Source organism: Rhizobium sp. BK212, assembly GCF_014197475.1.
GTDB lineage: Bacteria > Pseudomonadota > Alphaproteobacteria > Rhizobiales > Rhizobiaceae > Rhizobium > Rhizobium anhuiense.
This window is the reverse complement of sequence record NZ_JACIFS010000002.1, coordinates 975124-994514: the sequence shown is the minus strand read 5'-3', so window position 1 is coordinate 994514 and position 19391 is coordinate 975124. Positions and strand designations below refer to the sequence as shown.

General features: G+C 61.6%; 16 protein-coding genes. 9 read left to right on the top strand and 7 right to left on the bottom strand.

The window, feature by feature from the left end; all coding sequences use genetic code 11:
- Nucleotides 1–3 precede the first annotated feature (3 nt).
- Complete coding sequence (locus FHT79_RS09805) at nt 4–1242, bottom strand: extracellular solute-binding protein (RefSeq protein WP_025570022.1); 1239 nt, start codon at nt 1240–1242, stop codon at nt 4–6.
- 226 nt (nt 1243–1468) lie between these two features.
- Here FHT79_RS09805 and FHT79_RS09800 point away from each other — a divergent pair, with 226 nt between their 5' ends.
- The 5 genes from FHT79_RS09800 (at nt 1469) to FHT79_RS09780 (ending at nt 7534) form a co-directional block, all read left to right on the top strand.
- The gene (locus tag FHT79_RS09800; protein WP_025570021.1) at nt 1469–2680 is read left to right on the top strand and encodes an ROK family transcriptional regulator; all 1212 of its coding nucleotides are present in this window, start codon (nt 1469–1471) and stop codon (nt 2678–2680) included.
- A 355-nt stretch (nt 2681–3035) separates the two neighbouring features.
- Nucleotides 3036–4391, top strand: coding sequence for an extracellular solute-binding protein (locus FHT79_RS09795; RefSeq protein ID WP_025570020.1), 1356 nt, complete (start codon nt 3036–3038; stop codon nt 4389–4391).
- Nucleotides 4392–4602: 211 nt separating this feature from the next.
- Nucleotides 4603–5487 (top strand): sugar ABC transporter permease, encoded by an 885-nt coding sequence (locus tag FHT79_RS09790; RefSeq protein WP_017965892.1) that lies wholly within the window; start codon nt 4603–4605, stop codon nt 5485–5487.
- Nucleotides 5488–5497: 10 nt separating this feature from the next.
- Nucleotides 5498–6412, top strand: coding sequence for an ABC transporter permease subunit (locus tag FHT79_RS09785; protein ID WP_025570018.1), 915 nt, complete (start codon nt 5498–5500; stop codon nt 6410–6412).
- A 12-nt stretch (nt 6413–6424) separates the two neighbouring features.
- Nucleotides 6425–7534: a sn-glycerol-3-phosphate import ATP-binding protein UgpC gene (locus FHT79_RS09780; protein WP_025570016.1), complete on the top strand. Its 1110-nt coding sequence runs from the start codon at nt 6425–6427 to the stop codon at nt 7532–7534.
- Nucleotides 7535–7575: 41 nt separating this feature from the next.
- Here the strand turns inward: FHT79_RS09780 and FHT79_RS09775 are convergent, their stop codons facing one another.
- Nucleotides 7576–8049: a cupin domain-containing protein gene (locus tag FHT79_RS09775; protein ID WP_183903309.1), complete on the bottom strand. Its 474-nt coding sequence runs from the start codon at nt 8047–8049 to the stop codon at nt 7576–7578.
- Nucleotides 8050–8171: 122 nt separating this feature from the next.
- On the opposite strand from FHT79_RS09775, the gene FHT79_RS09770 reads away from it, so the two are divergent.
- Nucleotides 8172–8708: a hypothetical protein gene (locus FHT79_RS09770; protein WP_183903308.1), complete on the top strand. Its 537-nt coding sequence runs from the start codon at nt 8172–8174 to the stop codon at nt 8706–8708.
- On the opposite strand, the gene FHT79_RS09765 is transcribed toward FHT79_RS09770, so the two are convergent.
- On the bottom strand, nt 8705–9472 hold the full coding sequence (locus FHT79_RS09765; protein WP_183903307.1) for a TIM barrel protein: 768 nt from the start codon (nt 9470–9472) through the stop codon (nt 8705–8707). The genes FHT79_RS09770 and FHT79_RS09765 overlap by 4 nt on opposite strands.
- A 142-nt stretch (nt 9473–9614) precedes the next feature.
- Between FHT79_RS09765 and FHT79_RS09760 the strand changes: the two genes are divergently transcribed.
- Nucleotides 9615–10403: an SDR family oxidoreductase gene (locus FHT79_RS09760; protein WP_183903306.1), complete on the top strand. Its 789-nt coding sequence runs from the start codon at nt 9615–9617 to the stop codon at nt 10401–10403.
- 174 nt (nt 10404–10577) lie between these two features.
- The gene (locus FHT79_RS09755) at nt 10578–11042 is read left to right on the top strand and encodes an Rrf2 family transcriptional regulator (RefSeq protein WP_026188508.1); all 465 of its coding nucleotides are present in this window, start codon (nt 10578–10580) and stop codon (nt 11040–11042) included.
- Here FHT79_RS09755 and FHT79_RS09750 read toward each other — a convergent pair whose 3' ends face one another.
- On the bottom strand, nt 11043–12170 hold the full coding sequence (locus FHT79_RS09750; protein ID WP_183903305.1) for a monooxygenase: 1128 nt from the start codon (nt 12168–12170) through the stop codon (nt 11043–11045). It lies immediately after the preceding gene.
- A 164-nt stretch (nt 12171–12334) separates the two neighbouring features.
- On the opposite strand from FHT79_RS09750, the gene FHT79_RS09745 reads away from it, so the two are divergent.
- On the top strand, nt 12335–13111 hold the full coding sequence (locus tag FHT79_RS09745) for a metallophosphoesterase family protein (RefSeq protein WP_183903304.1): 777 nt from the start codon (nt 12335–12337) through the stop codon (nt 13109–13111).
- A 36-nt stretch (nt 13112–13147) separates the two neighbouring features.
- Here FHT79_RS09745 and FHT79_RS09740 read toward each other — a convergent pair whose 3' ends face one another.
- The 3 genes from FHT79_RS09740 to FHT79_RS09730 all read right to left on the bottom strand — a co-directional run bounded on the left by FHT79_RS09740 (nt 13148) and on the right by FHT79_RS09730 (nt 19315).
- Nucleotides 13148–16336, bottom strand: a complete 3189-nt coding sequence (locus tag FHT79_RS09740) for a multidrug efflux RND transporter permease subunit (protein WP_047618604.1) — start codon at nt 16334–16336, stop codon at nt 13148–13150.
- Nucleotides 16333–17508: an efflux RND transporter periplasmic adaptor subunit gene (locus tag FHT79_RS09735; protein WP_183903303.1), complete on the bottom strand. Its 1176-nt coding sequence runs from the start codon at nt 17506–17508 to the stop codon at nt 16333–16335. Before FHT79_RS09735 ends, FHT79_RS09740 begins: the two co-directional genes overlap by 4 nt.
- A 262-nt stretch (nt 17509–17770) precedes the next feature.
- Entirely contained in the window at nt 17771–19315 is a 1545-nt protein-coding gene (locus FHT79_RS09730) for a cation:proton antiporter (protein WP_183903302.1), read from the bottom strand.
- Between the last annotated feature and the right edge of the window lie 76 nt (nt 19316–19391).

Here is a 19391-nt window from a genome sequence, read left to right as displayed (position 1 = left end):
TGCTCAGAGGCCGCTATTGTCGGCCGCCGACTTCAGCGCGTCTTCGGGCGAGGACTGGCCGAGCAGCGATTCCTGGATCGCCTGCTGCAGCGCGGTCGAAAGCTCCTGATATTTCGGTGTCGTCGGACGCGGATACATGGCGGCAAGGCCGATCTTGGCGGCGGAGATCAGCTCCTCCTGGCCCTTGGTGACAGCAGGGTCTTCATACGAGGACGCCCAGATCGGCAGGCTGAGCTTGGCATAGGCATTCTGCGTCGCCTGCGATGTCATGAAGGTGATGTACTTCCAGGCCTCATCAGGATGCTGGCTGGCCGAGGTGATGCCGAGGCCCATCGAGCCGTTGACGGCCGAAGCCTCGCTCTTGCCGGCAACACCCGGCGCCGGCACGACGCCGACCTTGCCCGCGACCTTGCTGTCCTTCGGATTGTTGGCCATGTTGTACATGTAGGTCCAGTTCAAAGCGAAGGCGGCATCGCCGTTTTCGAAGACCTTGCGGACGTCCTCTTCCAGGAATTCCTTGGAGTTCGGATTGGTCAGGCCCGAGGAATAGCTGGAGACCATGTATTTCAACGCATCGAGGCCGCCGCCGGTCTGGAAGGCCGGCTTGCCGTCCTTGAGGAAATCGCCGCCGTAGGCGCTGACGAGCGTGGTGTAGTCGCAGATCGCGGCCTCGGCCTGCGACCAGCTCCAGGCGATCGGCGTGGCGAGCAGGCCCTTGTCCTTGATCGTCTTTGCCTGCTCGGTCAACTCGTCCCAGGTTTTCGGCGGCGCCTTGATGCCGGCCTTTTCAAGGATTTCCTTGTTGTAGAACAGGTATTTGGTGTCGAGGATCCACGGCATGCCGTAATATTTGCCGTCGTACTGCACGGTGGTCCAGGCGCCCGGCAGCACGCCCTTCTTCATCTCGTCGGTGACACGAGAAGAGACGTCGACCAGAACCTTGTTGGTGGCGTATTCGGCCGGCCAGATGACGTCGAAGAGGACGACGTCGTAACCGCCGCCGGACCCTTGCGCCAGCACCGTCTTGTCGTGCAGGCCTTCATAGGGAACGAATTCAAGATTGACCTTGATGTCGGGGTTCGCCTTGGCGAAGGCGTCGGTCATGGCGCGCACATCGGCCTCGCTATAGGCGGCCTGTGCCATGAAGAGCGCGTTCAGCGTCGTTTCGGCGAAAGCGTGCGGCGCAAAGGATGCGCCGATCAAGGCCGCACCGAGAAGCGTCTTGTTAAGGGATTTCAGCATTGCAGCCTCCAGTTTTTGACATTTACGCATTGCCGAGGGCGGACTTCGCCGCCCTCGGTGTTCGAGAAGGCGCGTGTTGAAAACGTGCCAGTCCATCATCTCGGAGCGTCGTCGGAGGCCTCGCTGGGCTTCCTGCGTTCCCTGGGACTCTCCGGTCCCTCATTAAGTCAAATGTATTGACTTAATACTTCTTCAACATTCTAATGGAGTCAAGAGGCAATTGCAGATGAATGACAGTCGACCGATCCGGGCCAAAAGCGGCACCAATCACGAAGGCACCAGCGCCCATAACCGGCGCGTGATGATCGATGCCCTAAGGATCAACGGTGCGCTTTCACGCGCCGATCTGGCGCGGGCGACGCGGCTGACCAAGCAGACGGTGTCCAATATCATCGAGGAACTCGAACGCGACGGTCTCGTCAGTTCGCAGGAGGCGGTGCGGAAGGGCAGGGGCCAGCCCTCGACGCCGTACGGCCTGGTGCCCGAGGGCGCCTTTGCGATCGGCCTGCAGATCGACCGGCATGTGACGCGGGCGGTCGCCGTCGATCTGGTCGGCAGCGTTCTCGTGCGTGACGAGGCCGGCCTGCCGCCAGGCGGTCCGTTTAACGGGACGAAGGTCATCCTTGATCTCGTCGCCAGCGTGCGGTCGAAGCTCGCCGGGATCGTCCAGCAATCGGAAAAGCGGCTGGTCGGCCTCGGCGCCGCCATGCCCGGACCCTTCGGGGTCGCCGGCAGCGGCGACGATCCGTGGATGATGGAGGCTTGGCAGAAGTTTCCATTGCTAGAAACGCTGGCCGCCGGCACCGGGCTCGATGTCGGCCTGCAGAACGATGCGGCCGCGGCTGCGACCGCCGAGCGTATGGTGGGAGCCGCCCATGGCCTCGACCATGCCGTCTGCCTCTTCGTCGGCTATGGCATCGGTGCCGGCCTCATTCTGAACGGCGAGCTTTACCGCGGCACCAACGGCAATGCCGGCGAGATCGGCATGGCATTGCTGTTTGCCGACGGCAAATCGACGCCGCTCGAACATCGCGCCTCGCTCGCCTCGCTCTACCAGCACCTGTCGATCGATCCGGCCGATCCTGACCTTTATGCGCGGATCAACGAGCTTGCCTTAAGGGGCGATCACAGCATCCACGCCTGGATCGAGGCGGCCGCAGCGGACCTGCGCTGGAGCATCCATCTCCTCGAGACGCTGTTCGATCCGCAGACGGTGATCCTCTGCGGCAGTGCGCCGGAAGCGCTGGTAAGCAGGCTGTTTGCGGCGATCGGCCCGCTGCTGCCGTCGATCGCCGAGCGACGCGGCCGGACACTGCCGCGCCTGCAGCCGGGCATAGCCGATCCCTGGTCGGTGGCGCTGGGTGCCGCCGCCGGGCCGATCAGCCGTGCATTCGATCCACGTTTTGCCGCGATCCTGAAGGATTCCCTTCAATCCTGAGGCTGGAGCCAGTGTTGCACACCAGTGCAACGCAAAAAATGCCGGCTGTTGGCAAGTTTCGTTAGGAGGGTGCGGGCGAATAAATCCGTCCGGCCGAAATATAAATAAATATTTAACTCCCCCTAAAATTCCATTGTTTTGAATATAATAGAAATTTCTTCGCAATATGATAAAGAACTCTTCGAAATATCTATAAATATTTCTCCAATATCAGCGAATAACAATTGTGTGAATTTTTTATGACAACTGGATTTCGATCATTTCATGTCATAGAATATTCATTGGTCGCGGCAATTTGAACCCGCTAATAGGGCGTGCGCTGAAAGTGCGCATCCCTTTTACGTTCGAGGTTCTCATGCAAGCCAAGCTTCTCGGCGCCGTTGGCGCCCTTCTCGCTACAGCGTTTCTTGCTGGTCCCGCTGCCGCCGCCGATAAGACCAAGATCGACTTCTGGTTCGGCAACTCCGGTGACATTGCCAAGCGTGTCCAGGAACAGTGCGATCGCTTCAACCAGTCGCAGGCCGATTACGAAGTCGTCTGCACCAGCCAGGGCAGCTACGATGCGTCCTTGCAGAACACCATCGCTGCCTTCCGCGCCGGCAAGCAGCCGACCATCGCCCAGGTCTCCGATGCCGGCACGCTCGATATCATGCTCTCCGGCGCCTATTATCCGGCCAACAAGCTGATGGCCGACATGGGTTACACCGTCGACTGGAACGATTATTTCTCAGGTATATCGGGCTATTACGCGACCTCGAAGGGTGAGATGTACTCCTTCCCCTTCAACTCCTCGACCGCTCTGCTCTACTGGAACAAGGACGCCTTCGCCAAGATCGGCAAGGATCATGCTCCGGCAACCTGGAAGGAAGCAGGCGAAGACCTCAAGGCTCTGAAGGACGCAGGCTATGCTTGTCCGCTCGGCTTCGACATCTCCAACAACGAAGTCTGGCAGTACATCGAGCAGTTCGAAGCCGTCAACGGCGAAGCCATCGCCACGAAGAAGAACGGCTTTGAAGGTCTCGACGCCGAGCTGGTGTTCAACAAGAACCCGCTTCTGGTCAGCTATATCAAGGACCTCAAGTCCTGGTATGACAACAAGCTTGCCGTGATCAAAAACAAGGCCGTCGGCCAGACCTTCGTCGAAGCCTTTGCCGCCGGCGATTGCCAGGTCATCCTGACCTCGGTCGGCGACCATGGCAATGTTGGCCGCACCGCCAAGCAAGGCATGAACTGGGGCGTTTCCATGCTCCCGACCTACGGCGACGCAACCCGTCACAGCTCTTACGTCGGCGGCGCTTCGCTTTGGGTTCTGAAGGGCCATTCGGACGCTGAATACAAGGCTGCCGCTGCCTTCTTCAACTTCATCGCAAAGCCGGAAGAAGCTCTAACCTGGTCGACCGTTACCGGCTACATCCCGGTTCGTAACTCCGGCTTCGAATATCTCAAGAAGCAGGGCTTCTACGACAAGGCGCCTTACGCCGGCCGCGAACTCGCCATTCAGAGCCTGACCGCATCGCCTGCCGGTGACGCGGCTCCGCACGGCATCCGCCTCGGTGGCCTGCTGCAGGTCCGCACCGAAATCGCCAATGGTCTGCAGGCCATCTTCGTCAACAATGCCGATGTCCAGGCTTCGCTCGACGGCGCTGCCGAACGCGGCAATACGCTCCTGCGCCGCTTCCAGCAGACCTATAAGAACGTTCAGCTCCCCTGATCGCCCGATATATGCCGCACCCGGCCCGCGTCGCGCGCCGGGTGCGTCTTTGTAAGTTCCCTTATCGGCCGCGGATGCGTACTCGCCGCCCGCGTCTAAAGCGCGCCGCTCGCGCTTTAGATCTTTATGTCGATGCATGTCGTTACCGCAAAACCGCTGCACACTTTTGCGCGACATGCTTTAAACCAAACCAGGACGAAAACGACCACTCATGGAAAAGCGCGTCACTTTCTCCTCGACGACGATCGGACTGCTCTTCGCATTTCCGATGCTGCTGCTGATCTTCGTCTTCTTCTATTGGCCAAGCGCGCAGGCGCTCTATTGGGCGTTCACGCTTGAGCAGCCATGGGGCGGCGGCAATGCCTGGGTCGGTTTCGACAATTTCAAACAGTTGCTCACCGATCCGATCTATTGGGACTCGATCACCCGTAGCATGATCTTCGGCTTCAGCTCGACGGCGATTGCCATGGGACTGGCGCTCATCCTGGCGCTTTTGACCGATCGTGAACTGCGCGGCCACAAGGTCTACCGGTCGGTGTTCATCTGGCCTTACGCAATTGCCGCTCCCGCTCTCGGGCTCGCCTTCCGCTTCATCCTGGCGCCGGAGGCTGGCCTGCTGTCGGTCATCAATCACGTCTGGCCCGGTCTCTGGAACCCGGCGCTCGACGGCAAGGATGCGATGATCGCCGTCATCGTCGCCTTCTCCTGGAAATATATCGGCTACAACTTCATCTTCTTCCTCTCGGCGCTGCAAGGCATTCCGCGCTCGCTGATCGAGGCGGCGGCCATGGACGGTTCGGGGCCGATGCGCCGGATCTGGGATATCCAGCTGCCCTTGCTGACGCCGACGCTGTTTTTCCTGCTCGTCATCAACATCACAGAGAGCTTCCAGGATTCCTTCGGTATCGTCGACGTCATGACCCAAGGCGGGCCGGCGCGCGCCACCGAACTCATGGTCTACAAGATCTATTTCGACGGCTTCAGAGGTCTCGATTATTCCGGCGCTGCGGCGCAGTCGATCATCCTGATGGTGCTCGTCGTCCTTCTCACCATCTTCCAGTTCCGCTTCATCGAGCGGCGCGTGCACTACAAGTGAGGTCGCGGACATGATCGAACGCACGCCGATATTCAACTTCATCTGCTATACGCTTCTTGCGCTCGGCATGGTGATCGCGCTCCTGCCTTTCGCCATCGTCATCATCGCGTCGACGCTGGATCTGGAAACGGTCAATCGCGTGCCGCTGCCGCTCACGCCGGGCTCGCATTTCTGGGAAAACGCCGAGGCCGCCTGGGTTCGCGCCGACCTCGGCAACAAGCTGTTCCACAGCATCATCTTCGCCACGACGGTCGGTGCCGGCAAAGTCATGCTTTCTTCCATGGCGGCTTTCTCGATCGTCTATTTCCGCTTCCGTGGCCGCTATGTGATTTTCTGGATCATCTTCATCACGCTGATGCTGCCGCTGGAAGTCCGCATCGTGCCGACCTATTCGATTGCGGCCAACGCGCTGCAGCCTTTCCAGACGATCCTCGACGTCACCGGGATAAGCTGGCTCGTCTCGCAGATCACCGGCATTCAGATCAAGCTCGAATGGGGTCTGCTGAATTCCTATCCCGGTCTCGTTCTGCCGCTGGTCGCCACGGCGACCGGCACCTTCCTTTACCGGCAGTTCTACCTGACGGTTCCGGACGAGCTGGCCGAAGCCTCGAAGATGGACGGTTCGGGCCCGGTCCGGTTCTTCTGGGATATTCTGCTGCCGCTTTCGCGGCCGAATATGATCGCGCTGTTCACCATCATGTTCGTCTGGGCCTGGAACCAGTATCTCTGGCCGTTGCTGATCACCACCGATCCGAATTTCGGCATTGCGGTGACGCAGTTGAAGACCCTGATCCCGTCCGAATTCGGCCTGCCCGACTGGAACGTCGCCATGGCTGGAACCCTGATCATCATGTCGCCGCCGCTGGTGCTCGTTATCCTGATGCAGCGCTGGTTCGTGCGCGGCCTTATCTCCACCGAGAAGTGAAGGAGTACTCCCTTGGCACCGATCTCCATTCGTGGCGTGAAGAAGAACTACGGCAAGACCCCCGTCGTCCACGGCGTCGATCTCGACATCCAGTCGGGTGAGTTCATCGTCATCCTCGGCCCGTCCGGCTGCGGCAAGTCCACGCTGCTGCGTATGATCGCCGGCCTCGAGGAAATCAGCGGCGGCGAAATCGCCATCGATGGCCGTGTCGTCAACCAGATGGAGCCGCGCGAGCGCGGCTGCGCCATGGTGTTCCAGAACTACGCGCTTTACCCGCATATGAGCGTCGCCGAGAATATCGGCTATGCCTTGAAGGTGGCCGGCGTTTCGAAGGCGGAGCGTACGCGGCGCATCGGCGAAGTCGCCAAGGCGCTCAGCCTCGAACCCTTCCTCGACCGTCGGCCGGCCGCCCTTTCCGGCGGCCAGCGGCAGCGCGTCGCCATGGGCCGCGCGATGATCCGCGAGCCGAAGGTGTTTCTCTTCGACGAGCCGCTATCGAATCTCGACGCCAAGCTGCGCATCGCCATGCGCGCCGAAATCCGCCGCCTGCACCGCCGCCTGGGGGCCACCTCGATCTTCGTCACGCATGACCAGACGGAGGCGATGACGCTGGCCGACCGGCTGGTGGTGATGAACGGCGGCAGGGTGGAGCAGGTCGGCACGCCGGAAGAAGTCTATCATCATCCGGTCTCGCGCTTCGTCGCCGGTTTCGTTGGCACGCCGGCGATGAACCTGCTCGAGGGTACGATCAATGACGAGGGCGTCTTCGTCTACGACCAGAGCCGCAAGGTCGTGCTGCCGCGCGAGCGCGCCGCACCGCTGAAAGGCAAACGCGTCGTGCTCGGCATGCGCGCCGAAGCCGCCCGGCTGGTGGCCCCGGATGCGCCGGGTGCCCTCACCGCAACGGCCGATTTCATCGAAGAGCTTGGCGCAAGCCGTGTCGTCCACGCCGATTTCGACGGGCTGCCCTTTGCCGTGGCGCTGACCGAGGCGGTGAAGGTGAAGTCGGGAGATCCGATCGGCATCGCGATCGATTACGACCAGATCCACCTCTATGCCGCCGATACCGGCCGAATCATCGAGAACACTGCCATGAGCGGCGCCGGCGTCGTTCACGCCTGAGCGCGCCGCAGGCGTTTCCGGTCCCGTGTGAGCGCCCGATATCAGCGATGGATCGGGCCGATCCACGGGACGTCTTCCGGTTTTTCGACAGGCTCGATGTCGAGATTGACGACGACGGGATCCTGGCCTGAGCGGACGAGCACGCATTCCAGCGTCTCGTCGCGGCTGGCGTTGATCTCCTGGTGCGGCACATAGGGCGGAACATAGATGAAATCGCCGGGGCCGGCCTCGGCGGTATATTCCAGATGTTCGCCCCAGCGCATGCGGGCCTTGCCCTTGACCACGTAGATGATGCTTTCGAGATCGCCGTGGTGATGGGCGCCGGTCTTGGCGTTGGCATGGATCGTGACCGTGCCAGCCCAGATCTTTTCGGCGCCGGCACGCGCATTGTTGATCGCAGTCGCGCGGTTCATGCCCGGCGTCTGCGCGGTATTCGGATCGAGCGAATTGCCGGGGATGACCTTGACGCCATGTTCGCGCCAGTCGACATGATGGTGATCGTGGTCGTCGCTCATACCTTGCCTCCCGCTTCGATCTGGTCAGTCTAGGCCGGCGCCGGGCGGCAGCCAAGCGGATCTGCCCGCACAAAATCTTGGCGCCCCGATAGCTTCTGTGCACATAGGAAAGAACTGACCCGATGAGCCACCTCCCGCAGATCGACTACGATACCGCTTCGGAAGAGATTCGTGCGGCGCATGACGAAGAAATCAGGCTGCGCGGACGGATGACCAATATGAAGCGGACGCTCTTACATTCGCCCGCCGCCCATCGCATCTACGCCGAATGGTTCACGCTTCGGGCCGAACTCGATCCTGCTGTCAATGACCGGGCGATCTGGATCTTCTCGCATGCAATCTCGAAGGCGGCGCAATCGAAAATCGCCATCACCTTCTTTCGCCGGGCGCTGATCAACAATGGTTTCAATCCGGACGCACTGGAGCTTTCCGTGGAGGAAGCGCTGCTCGACGCTTTCGGCAAGGCGATCGTTGCCGATTCCAACGCCATACCCGCCGAACTCTGGGCGAAGCTGAAACAGCGCTACGAGATCAAGGTGCTTGTCGATCTCGTCGCCTTCGCCGGCATCATGCTGGCGACCGCCGTCTTCAACAATGTCGTTGACGTCGATTTCGACCCCGAGCTTGAAGCTTTCGCCGAAGGCGCCAATTCCGCCTAACCGAGTGCGGCGATCGCGCCCCTGACGGCGTCCGCGCCGGGTCTGGTCGGCCGGTATTCCAGACCGACGGCGCCGTCGTAGCCGTTGGCGAAGATCCAGTCGAGGCGATGGGCAAGGTCGATTTCGCCAGAGCCCGGTTCGTTGCGGCCGGGATGATCGGCGACATGGACGTGGATGATGCGATCGAGGCGGCCCTCGAGCACATCCTCGGTGCGCTCGTCCATCACGGCGGAGTGGTAGATGTCGTAGACGATGCCGATCTCGGGGCGGGCGACGTCATCGATGATGTCGAGGCCTTCGAGGGTCGAATCGAGGAAATAGCCGACATGGTCGATGCGGATGTTAAGCGGCTCGACGCCGAGGCGCACACCGCTGCCTGCAAGAATATCGGCGCCGGCCTTCAGTGTTTCAGTCAGCGCCCGGCGCTGTTCTTGCCGGCTGAGGGCCGGGAGATCGTCGCCCGCCTGGGCAATCAGCACCGGCGCGCCGAGACGCCTGGCGACAGTGACGGATTCGGCAAGGCCTTTCAGCCAAGCCTGCCGGTTGGCGGCGTCGGTCAACGCGATCATCGGTTCGGCGACGAGGCTGGTGACGGCAAGGCCGGTTTCCTTCAGTGTCGCCTCGATCGCGTCCAGATCCTTGTCGCTCCAGCGCCAGAATTCGATTGCCGTCAGGCCGGCAGCATGGGCGCGGCGGATGCGGTCGGGAAAGCGGTCGCCCTCTTCGGCAAACAGCCACTCTATGCAGGCTGAATAACGTCGCATGAAAACTCCTCCCATCCTGTTGGTGTAGGCATGCGACAGATCGCAGCCTCTCGCAAGAGGCGTTCGGGCGCTTGACGCCCGGGTTCATTGGCGGAACACTCAGCATATCAGGCCGGGATCTCCGGCCGTTGCGGAGGAAGACATGGATCTCAGATTGAAGGGAAAGACTGCCGTCATAACAGGCGCGTCGGTCGGTATCGGACTGGCGATCGCCGAGGGGCTGGCGGCTGAGGGCGCCAATCTCGTGCTGGCGGCGCGCGGCGGCGATCGGCTCAAGGCGGAAGCCGCCCGTATCGCCGAGAAGTACGGTGTCGACGCCATCGCTGTTGCCGCCGACGTGGCGACGGCTGGGGGAACCGAGGCGATCATTGCGGCGGCGGCCGAAAAAGGCGGGGCCGATATCCTCATCAACAATGCCGGCACCGGATCGAATGAGACGGTGATGGAGGCGCCGGACGAGAAGTGGCAAGCCTATTGGGACCTGCATGTGATGGCCGCCGTGCGGCTGGCGCGCGGCATCGCGCCGCAGATGAAGGAACGCGGCGGTGGTGTGATCCTGCACAACGCCTCGATCTGTGCCGTTCAGCCGCTGTGGTACGAACCGATCTACAATGTCAGCAAGTCGGCGCTGATGATGTTTTCGAAGACACTGTCGACCGAGCTCATCAAGGACAATATCCGTGTCAACTGCGTCAATGCCGGCCTTATCCTGACGCCCGACTGGATCAAGACCGCCAAGCAGTTGACGGCCGAAACCGGCGGCAACTGGGAAGGCTACCTGCAGAGCGTCGCCAACGAACACGCCGCCTCCAAACGCTTCGGCACGCCGGAGGAACTGGCGAATGTCTTCGTCTTCCTGAGTTCGGAGCGCGCGAGCTATTGCATCGGCTCGACCTATTTCGTCGATGGCGGCATGCTGAAGACGATTTGACGGCGGTCACCGGCAGGGCTCGGCAAGTCGATCTTTCGCACGACTGCCGGGCCGGCCTGTGGACGTTGCCGATACAAGCTATAAATAATAGCTATTTTGTTGTATGTTCACGCTTTTGACGCTATTTGCCTGCTATTGGCAGGATAAATACTGCGATTCTACAAGGCGACGACGATGCTGACGAAAAAGGGAAAATACGGGCTGAAGGCGCTGGTCGATCTGGCGCGGCTGGCGCCGGGCGAGACTGCCTTCATCAACGATATCGCGGCCCGCAACAATATCCCGAAGAAGTTCCTCGATACGATCCTGCTGGAACTGCGCAATGTCGGCATCCTGCGCTCGAAGAAGGGGCCGGGCGGCGGCTATTCGCTGTCGCGGCCGGCCTCGGAAATCCGCATCGGCCATGTCATCCGCACGCTCGACGGGCCCCTAGCACCGATTCGCTGCGCCAGCCGGACGGCGTACGAGGCCTGCGACGACTGTGCCGATCCTGAGACCTGTCAGGTGCGGCGCTCGATGACCGATGTTCGGGACGCGATCGCCGCCATTCTCGACAATATGACCCTCGAGCAATTCGTCGCCGACGGCGGCCGCATCGAAGGCGCTAAGGAACAGTTCCCGATCTCCGCCGCCAGCTGATTAGGCGCCACCGACCTTCGACATGTATTCGCCTGCGGTATGCACCAATCTATCCCGCGGCAGCGAAAGCGCGTGAATGCGGGCATTCCGCCAATGGCGGTCGAGATTGAGCCCGATGCCTGCTGATGTCCCCCCTGCAAGTTCGAACAGCGCGTTTGCGGTGTCGAGCGCCGTTTCCCCGGCAAGGACCGCGGCCGCCGAGGCGGAGAAATGCGCGTCCGCCATCGCTGCCTCGACAGGATTGACCTGGGCGATGTCGAGCTTGCGGCCAGCCCGTTCCAAGGCCGCCGCTGTCGCTTCGATGCGGATGGCGCGTTCGCCGATCCGGGGAAGAACCGTCGTGCTGCGATCGCCGATCGCGGTCATCAGGTCGCTCCATGCGGCTCGCGCGATGCCGAGGCCGACGCCGGCCTTGAGCAGCAGGCCGAGCGAGATGCCGGTCGAATGTCCGGACGAGGGGGCAGGCGCAACCGCATCGGCATTGACATGAAGCGTGCCGACGATCGCCGTCGCCGATCCATTGGTGCGTTGGCCGAAGCCGTCCCAATCGTCGACCACCTGCACGCCTTCGTCATCGCGTGCGAGGTAGAGCGTCACCGGGCGGCTGGGCGGAGCGGTGGCGGCTGCGGCGATCCAGTCGGCGAACAGAATACCGGGCACTTGGCGCGTGCGCCCGCTGAGGCGATAGCCCGGGCCTTCGGCCGTAAGCTCGGCCTCGTCAGTAAAGGCGGCGCCGGCGAAGCGGTCGCCGAGCAGCACACGGGCAAACAGCGATGCCTTCAAATCCTCGCCGGCCTGGGTACGGAGCGTTTCCAGTGCGCAAAAATGATTTTCCAACGCCTCGCCGATCGAGGCGTCGCCCTCGGCGATGATCGCAACGATTTCGGCGAGCAGGGCGTTCGACACGTCGAGCCCTTCATGGTCAGGCGGTACGGCGATTGCCGTCAGCCCCGATGCCGACAGCGCATCGAGCTCGGCAAAGGGCAGGATGCGGTTGATATCGCGTTCGCTCGCCTGGTGCCGGAATGCGGCAGCGTGGTCGCGGGCCGCGGATATCGCCTCCTCTTCGCTTTCGATGCGATGCGCGGGAGGCCTCAAGCTCTCATGAAACTGCGATACCGTTCCCATCGGTCACTCTTTCCTCGACGGATACAGGAGTGAGGGATTAGCCCTCGAATGATAAGACCGGTTTTTCTACAAAACCTGAATGGTTTGAATTTTCTTACCAGCTTGATTGCCCTGTTCTCCACGCTACTTACGGTGAAGTGGGGCTTCCTCGATTGAGAAACATGATGAGCGACTCTCGTGCTCGCAACAGCGAGGTTTCGAAAATGGCGCGCCAGCCGAGACCGCGTCTGACGCTGGATATTGCCGGTATCCCAACCTATGCGATCGGCGACATTCACGGCCGGTACGATCTGCTTGTGAAAGCCGAGGAAGCGATCCTGCGTGATGGCGCGCGGCTGCCCGGGCGCAAGCTGATCGTCACGCTCGGCGACTATATCGACCGTGGCCCGGAATCGGCACAGGTTATCGGCCATCTCATGGAGCCACCACCTGATGGATTCGACCGCATCTGCCTTGCCGGCAATCACGAAATCGCCATGCTCGACTATATCGACGGCTGGATCTCCTATGACGATTGGATGCAGATGGGGTCGGCGGAGCTGCTCAAATCCTATGGGCTCGATCCGGACCACCTGCCCCTGGTCTTCCCCACCGGCGCAAAACTCGATGCGTTCATCCGCCAGTCGTTGCCGCGTACGCATACCGATTTCATGCGGGCGATGCCTGTCCTGCTGGAAACCCCAAGCGTGATTTTCGTGCACGCCGGCATCAATCCGAAACTGCCGCTCGACAGGCAGACGGACGAGGATCTGGTCCTCATCCGCCAGCGATTTCTCGAAAGCCGGGTGCCGTTACCGAAACTCATCGTTCACGGCCATACGCCGAACGACAAACCCGATATACGGCCGAGGCGGCTCAATATCGATACGCGCGCCTATCGCAGCGGCAAACTCACCGTCGCGCGCCTGTGGCAGGGCCAGGTGCATCTGTTTTCGACCTGACTTGCGCGCGTGTTTCTTCAGAGCCGGGTGGGTCGCTCAGACGACCCCTTCCTCGACCGGCTCCGTCTTTGCCGGTTCTACCGTAGCCGGCCGGTTGCGGCGCCAGCCGCGCAGCACGACGTAGAAGACCGGCGTCAGGAACAGACCGAAGATCGTCACACCGAGCATGCCCGAGAAGACGGCGGTGCCGAGCGACTGGCGCATTTCGGCGCCAGGGCCGGTGGCGATGGCAAGCGGCAGAACACCGAAGATGAAGGCGAATGCCGTCATCAGGATCGGGCGCAGGCGAAGATGGCTGGCCTCGATGGCCGCTTCCACCGGCGACTTGCCTTCCTCTTCCGCCTGCCTGGCGAACTCGACGATCAGAATGGCGTTTTTGGCCGCAAGACCGATCAGGACGATCAGGCCGATCTGCGTCAGGACATTGTTGTCCATGCCCCGCAGCGAGACCCCGATCAGCGCCGCGAGCACCGCAAGCGGGACGATGAGAATGATCGCGAGCGGCAGAACCCAGCTTTCATATTGGGCCGCCAGCGCCAGGAAGACGAAGACGACGGAGAGGGCGAAGATGTAGATGGCGGTGTTGCCGGTGTGGGTCTCCTGATAGGCGAGTTCCGTCCATTCGAAGGTCGTGCCCTGCGGCAGGATCTTCGCCGCCAGCGCTTCCATCTTGGCGATGGCATCGCCGGTCGACGTGCCCGGCGTCGGATTGCCCTGAAGCGGCACCGAGACGTACATGTTGTAGCGCTGGACAAGCGCCGGGCCGCTGGCATCCTGAATGTCCATCAAGGTTCCAAGCGGAACCAGCGCGCCGGTCGCCGATCGAACCTTCAGGGCGAGAATGTCTTCCCTGTCCATGCGATATTGCCGGTCGGCCTGGGCGCGGACCTGGTAGACGCGGCCGAACGCATTGAAATCGTTGACGTAGGCGACGCCGAGATTGATGGAAAGCGCGTTGAAGATATTGGGGATCGGCACATTCAGGAACCGTGCCTTGTCGCGGTCGAGCGCCAGGAAGTATTGCGGGCTTGCATCGGAGAATGTCGTAAAGACGCCCGTCAGCCCTTCGGTCGTCGCCGCCGCACCCATCATCTGGCGGGCGAGGCCGAGCACGCGCGTCATGTCGGCGTTTTCGAGATCTGATATCTGCATCTTGAAGCCGCCGGAATTGCCGACGCCACGCACGGATGGCGGCGGGATGGCAATGATGAAGGCTTCCTGGATGCTTTGCAGCTTGCCGTAAAGCTCGCCGATGATCTTGTTGGCGTTCTCTCCGCCTTCTTCACGTTCGGCAAAGGATTTGAACGGAACGAAGACGACGCCGGCATTCGAAGCATTGGTGAATGTCGCCCCGCTGAAGCCGGCAAATTGCACGGCGTTGCCGACGCCGGGGACGGTGCGAGCGATATCGCCCACCTGTCTGACGACGGCATCGGTACGCGCAAGCGAGGCGCCGTCCGGAAGCTGGATGACGATGATCGCGTAACCCTGGTCCATGGTCGGGATGAAGCCGGCGGGAACTTTCGTTCCCATGTACCAGGTGGCCCCGAGCAGGCAGACGAAGGCGGCCATCGCGGCTGTCAATCCCACCCAACTGCTGACAAGATGCCGAACGGTCCATGAATAGCCGGAACTCAGCCGATCGAATCCACGATTGAAGCCGTTTGCAAGGCCTCTTCCCAGGCGCGTGGCGACGTTCGTGCGCCTGGTTTCGTGGTCATGGGTTTTCAGCAATATGCCTGCAAGGGCGGGCGACAGGGTCAATGAATTCAATGCGGAAATTGCCGTGGTGACAGCGATCGTCACCGCGAACTGCCGATAGAACTGGCCTGAGATGCCGGGAATGAAGGCGGTCGGCACGAATACGGCGATCAGCACCAGCGAGATGGCGACGACGGCAGTTCCGACTTCGTCCATCGTGACGTGGGATGCCTGCTTCGGCGTCATGCCGCGGGCGAGATTGCGCTCGACATTTTCCACCACCACGATCGCGTCGTCGACGACGATCCCGATCGCCAGCACGAGGCCGAACAGGGTGAGCATGTTGAGCGAGAAGCCGAAGGCCAGCAGGACGGCGAAGGTGCCGATCAGCGATACAGGAATGGCAATGATCGGAATGATCGCCGTTCGCCAGGATTGCAGGAAGACGAGAACGACAATCGCCACCAGGATGGCCGCCTCGGCGATAGTTCTATAGACCTCGGTGATCGAATCCGAGATGAATTCTGTCGTGTCGTAGACGATGCGATATTCCAGGCCCTGCGGGAAATTCTGCGAGAGGTCCTTCATGATCGACTGGACCTGATGGGCGGTGTCCAGGGCATTGGTTCCCGGCCGGGCGAAGATGCCGAGAGCAACGGCCGGGTCATTGTTGAGATAGCTGTTGGTGACGTAATCCTGCGCGCCGAGTTCGATACGGGCGACATCCTGCAACTGCACGAGCCGGCCCGATGTCGTCGATTTCACGATGACATATCGGAACTCGCGCACATCGGAGAAGCGTCCATCCGTTCGCACCGTATATTCGAACGCATTCTTGCCGGTTACCGGCGGGGCACCGATCTTGCCTCCGGACACCTGGACGTTCTGGTCTCTCAGCGCGGCGACGACGTCATCGGATGTCATCCCGTAAGCGGAAAGCTTTTCCGGATCCAGCCAGATTCGCATCGAATACTGGCGTTCGCCGAAGAGCTGCACGTCGCCGACGCCATCAAGGCGAACGAGAACGTCACGGATGCGGTTGCGGGCGTAGTTCGAGACATAAAGCTGGTCATAGCGGTGCGACGGCGACAGCAGATGCACCACCATCATCAGATCAGGCGAGCTTTTGTCAGTGGTCACCCCAAGCCGCTGGACTTCCTCGGGAAGACGGGGCAGGGCGATGGAAACGCGGTTCTGAACGAGCACCTGCACCTTGTCGAGATCGGTGCCGAGCTTAAAGGTGATCGTCAGCGACATGGCGCCGTCGGCGCTGGAATAGGACGACATGTAAAGCATGTCTTCGACGCCGTTGATCTGCTGTTCGAGCGGGGTCGACACGGTATCGGCGATCGTTTGCGGGTCGGCGCCGGGATAGGAGGTGCGCACGACGATGGTCGGCGGCGCTATCTCCGGATACTGGGATACCGGCAATTGCGTATAGGCAATGCCGCCGACGACCAGAAGAACGATCGAGATGACGGCCGCAAAGATCGGCCGGTCCACGAAAAAATGAGCAAATCTCATTGTCCGTTCTCCGCGCCGGCGGTTTCGGGCGCAGTGTCCTGCCGCTCCTTGGGCAGTTCGGTCATCTGAGGCGTGATCTTGGTACCCGGCCGGGCGCGGATCAGGCCGTTGACGATGATCCTCTCGGTGCCGTCAAGGCCTTCGCGTATGACGCGGTAGCCATAGAGCCGGGGTCCGGGTCTCACCGGCTTGGTCGAAACCGTGCCGTCCTCGGCGACGACATAGACGACGCGCTCATTCTGGTCGGAGCCGATTGCCTCGTCGGGAACGAGAATGGCCTGGTAGGTGTTGGAGGCTTCGACCTGTATGCGGCCGAAGAGGCCGGGCTGAAGGACGAGATCGGGGTTGGGGAAGCGGGCCCGCAGACGAATGGTGCCACTCTCATTGTCGACCCGGTTTTCGGCGAAATCGAGCTTTCCCTTGAATGGTTTGGCATTGGGATCCGAGATCGTGACGGAGACATCCAGACCGCCGCCGCCCTGTTGGAGATCCTTGCCGAGCTTGCGCGCCGTGTCGGCGAAATTCAGCAGGCGGCGCTCGTCGACGTCGAAATAGAAATCGATCGGATCGAGCGAAACGATTGTTGTCAGCACGGTCTGGTCGGTCTGCACGAGATTGCCGGCCGAAATCAGCCGGCGATCGATGCGGCCGCTGAGCGGCGCCTTGATCTCGGTATATTCCATGTCGAGAGAAGCGCGATCGGCTGCGGCCTGCGCGCCGCGGACATTGGCCTCGGCCGAATCGAATTCGCGGCGGCGATCATCCAGCGTCTGCGCCGACTGGCTGCCGCTCGAAGCAAGCGATTGCGTGCGCTTATATTGCGCATCGGCAAAGACTAAGGCGGATTGCGCCGATTCGAGTGCGGCCTTTGCTTGATTGAGCGCGGTGACGAACGGCCTCTGGTCGATGACGAAGAGCAGGTCTCCCTGCTTGACCAAGGCGCCGTCCTGGAAATGAATTTCCTGCAGGTACCCACCGACACGCGAGCGAACCGAGACTTCGTCGACCGGCTCGAAGCGGCCGATGAATTCGTCGCTGTCGACGACATCGCGCACAACAGGCTTGGCGACGGTGACGGGCGGGGGCGGCGGCGCGCTCTGAGCCAGCGCGGCCAAAGGCATGAATGCGGCGATAGAGCCAAACACCAGCATCTGTCGAAGCGCGTAGGTCATACCAGTCCTCCAATCTTGGCGGCCGATTAACTAGCCGCCAACCTCAAGATGAAGTGATGCTGTTCAGGTCTTGCTGCTTTGAACGAAGGCCTCTGCCCCCGGGATTTCTCCGGCGTCCGATCCCTTGGAAAGGAAGGCCGGCAGGCAATGTCGATCAGAAAAATCGTAACCCTATGGAATTGGACTATAAACGGCAGCGGCGAAAAATTGCAAATGCCAATTGGTTACGATTTTCGAATCCATCAAAACTTCACAGAGCGCGTCAGCTCTCGACAATCTCGTCCCGGCCGGGCTGCAGGGCGCCGAGTTCGGCCCAGTCGAGTTCCTGTTCCAGCATGTGAAAGACATCGTCGTCGATCTCGCCGGCGCGCCGCATTGCCGCCAGTCTGCGGCGCTTCGCAACGATGACATTGCGGCGCTGCTTGTCGAGCCGGCTGACCTCGCGCGGGTGTTTCCCGTCCACGGCGATCTCGCGCTCGGAGGTGTACACGTCGCGCAGGATGCGGGTGGATTTGTCTTCGCCGCCGGCGAGTTCGGCAAGTGCTGCATCGATCAACGTGACACGGGCTCTGGCGAGGTCGCTGTCCAGGGAGGTGTCCGGTTCGAATTTCAGGAAACGGATCAGCGGCCCGAGCGTCAGGCCCTGGACGATGAGCGTGCCGAGAACGACGGCGAGCGCGCTGAGCAGGATGATGTCGCGATCGGGGAAGTCGATCGGCAGGGCGAGCGCGGTGGCCAGTGTGACGAGGCCGCGCATGCCGCACCAACCGGCAAGCAGGCTCGTCGCGAAGGTGGGAACGGCCTGTTTCGTGCGCCCGCGCGCGGCAAGAAAGTTGATGACACGGTTATAAAACAGCACCCAGGCCAGCCGGACGAGAATGACCGTGACGAAGACCATGGTGGCGAAGGTGATCGCGAAATCCAGGCGGCCGGGATCGAGGTCGAGGACGATCTGACGGGCCTGCAGGCCCATCAGCAGGAAGGCCAGCACATTGAGCAGAAAGACCGCGGCCTCCCAGACCGAATAGGAATGGATGCGGTGGCGGGCCGTCTGCCGCTCGGGCATGTAGCGGGCGATGACCATCGCGTAGACGACGATCGCCAGTATTGCCGAAAAGTGTAGCCGCTCGGCGATGATCCACGTGCCAAAAGTGGCGACGAATTCAAGCAGGGTGCCGCCGAGCGTGCCGGCGAGCCTCAGGCCGACGACCATGTAGAGACGGCCCATGAGGTAACCGAGGATGAGGCCGCCCGGCACGGCGAGCGCCAATTCCGTCAGGGCATCGGCGAAGAAGGCGGGGCTCGCGGCGGCTGCCACCGCGGCGCTGAAGATCAGGAGCGCGACGGCGTCGTTCAGAAGGCTTTCGCCCTTCAGGATCACATAGGTCTGGCGCGGCAGGGTGAAGCGGTCGAGCATGGCGGTCGCCGCCGCCGCATCCGGCGGCGCGACGATGGCGCCGAGTGCGACGGCCGCGGCAAGCGGCAGGCCGGCGATCGTCACGCTGACGGTGGCGACGGCGGCGGCCGTCAAAATCACGGCGATGGCGGCGAGCGAGAGGAGCGGCAGCCAGTTGTGTCTCAACGTCCTCGGCGGCAGATCATAGGCGGCGTCGAAAAGCACGGGCGCGACCAGCAGCGCCAATGCAAGCTCGGGATCGATTGCGACCTCAGGCGCCCAAGGCACGGTGGCGACGATGACGCCGGCGATCGCCAGCATTGTCGGATAAGGGATCCGGAACTTCCTGGAGAATTGCAGAAAGACGATCGCCACCAGCAGCAGCGTCAGCATGCTTTCGAAGAACGCCATCGAGCTCCCCAATGCGGCGCCTCCGGCGGAGGCGACGACTACAGGCAGAATTAGGGCGGAGCTGGGCCGCGGCTAC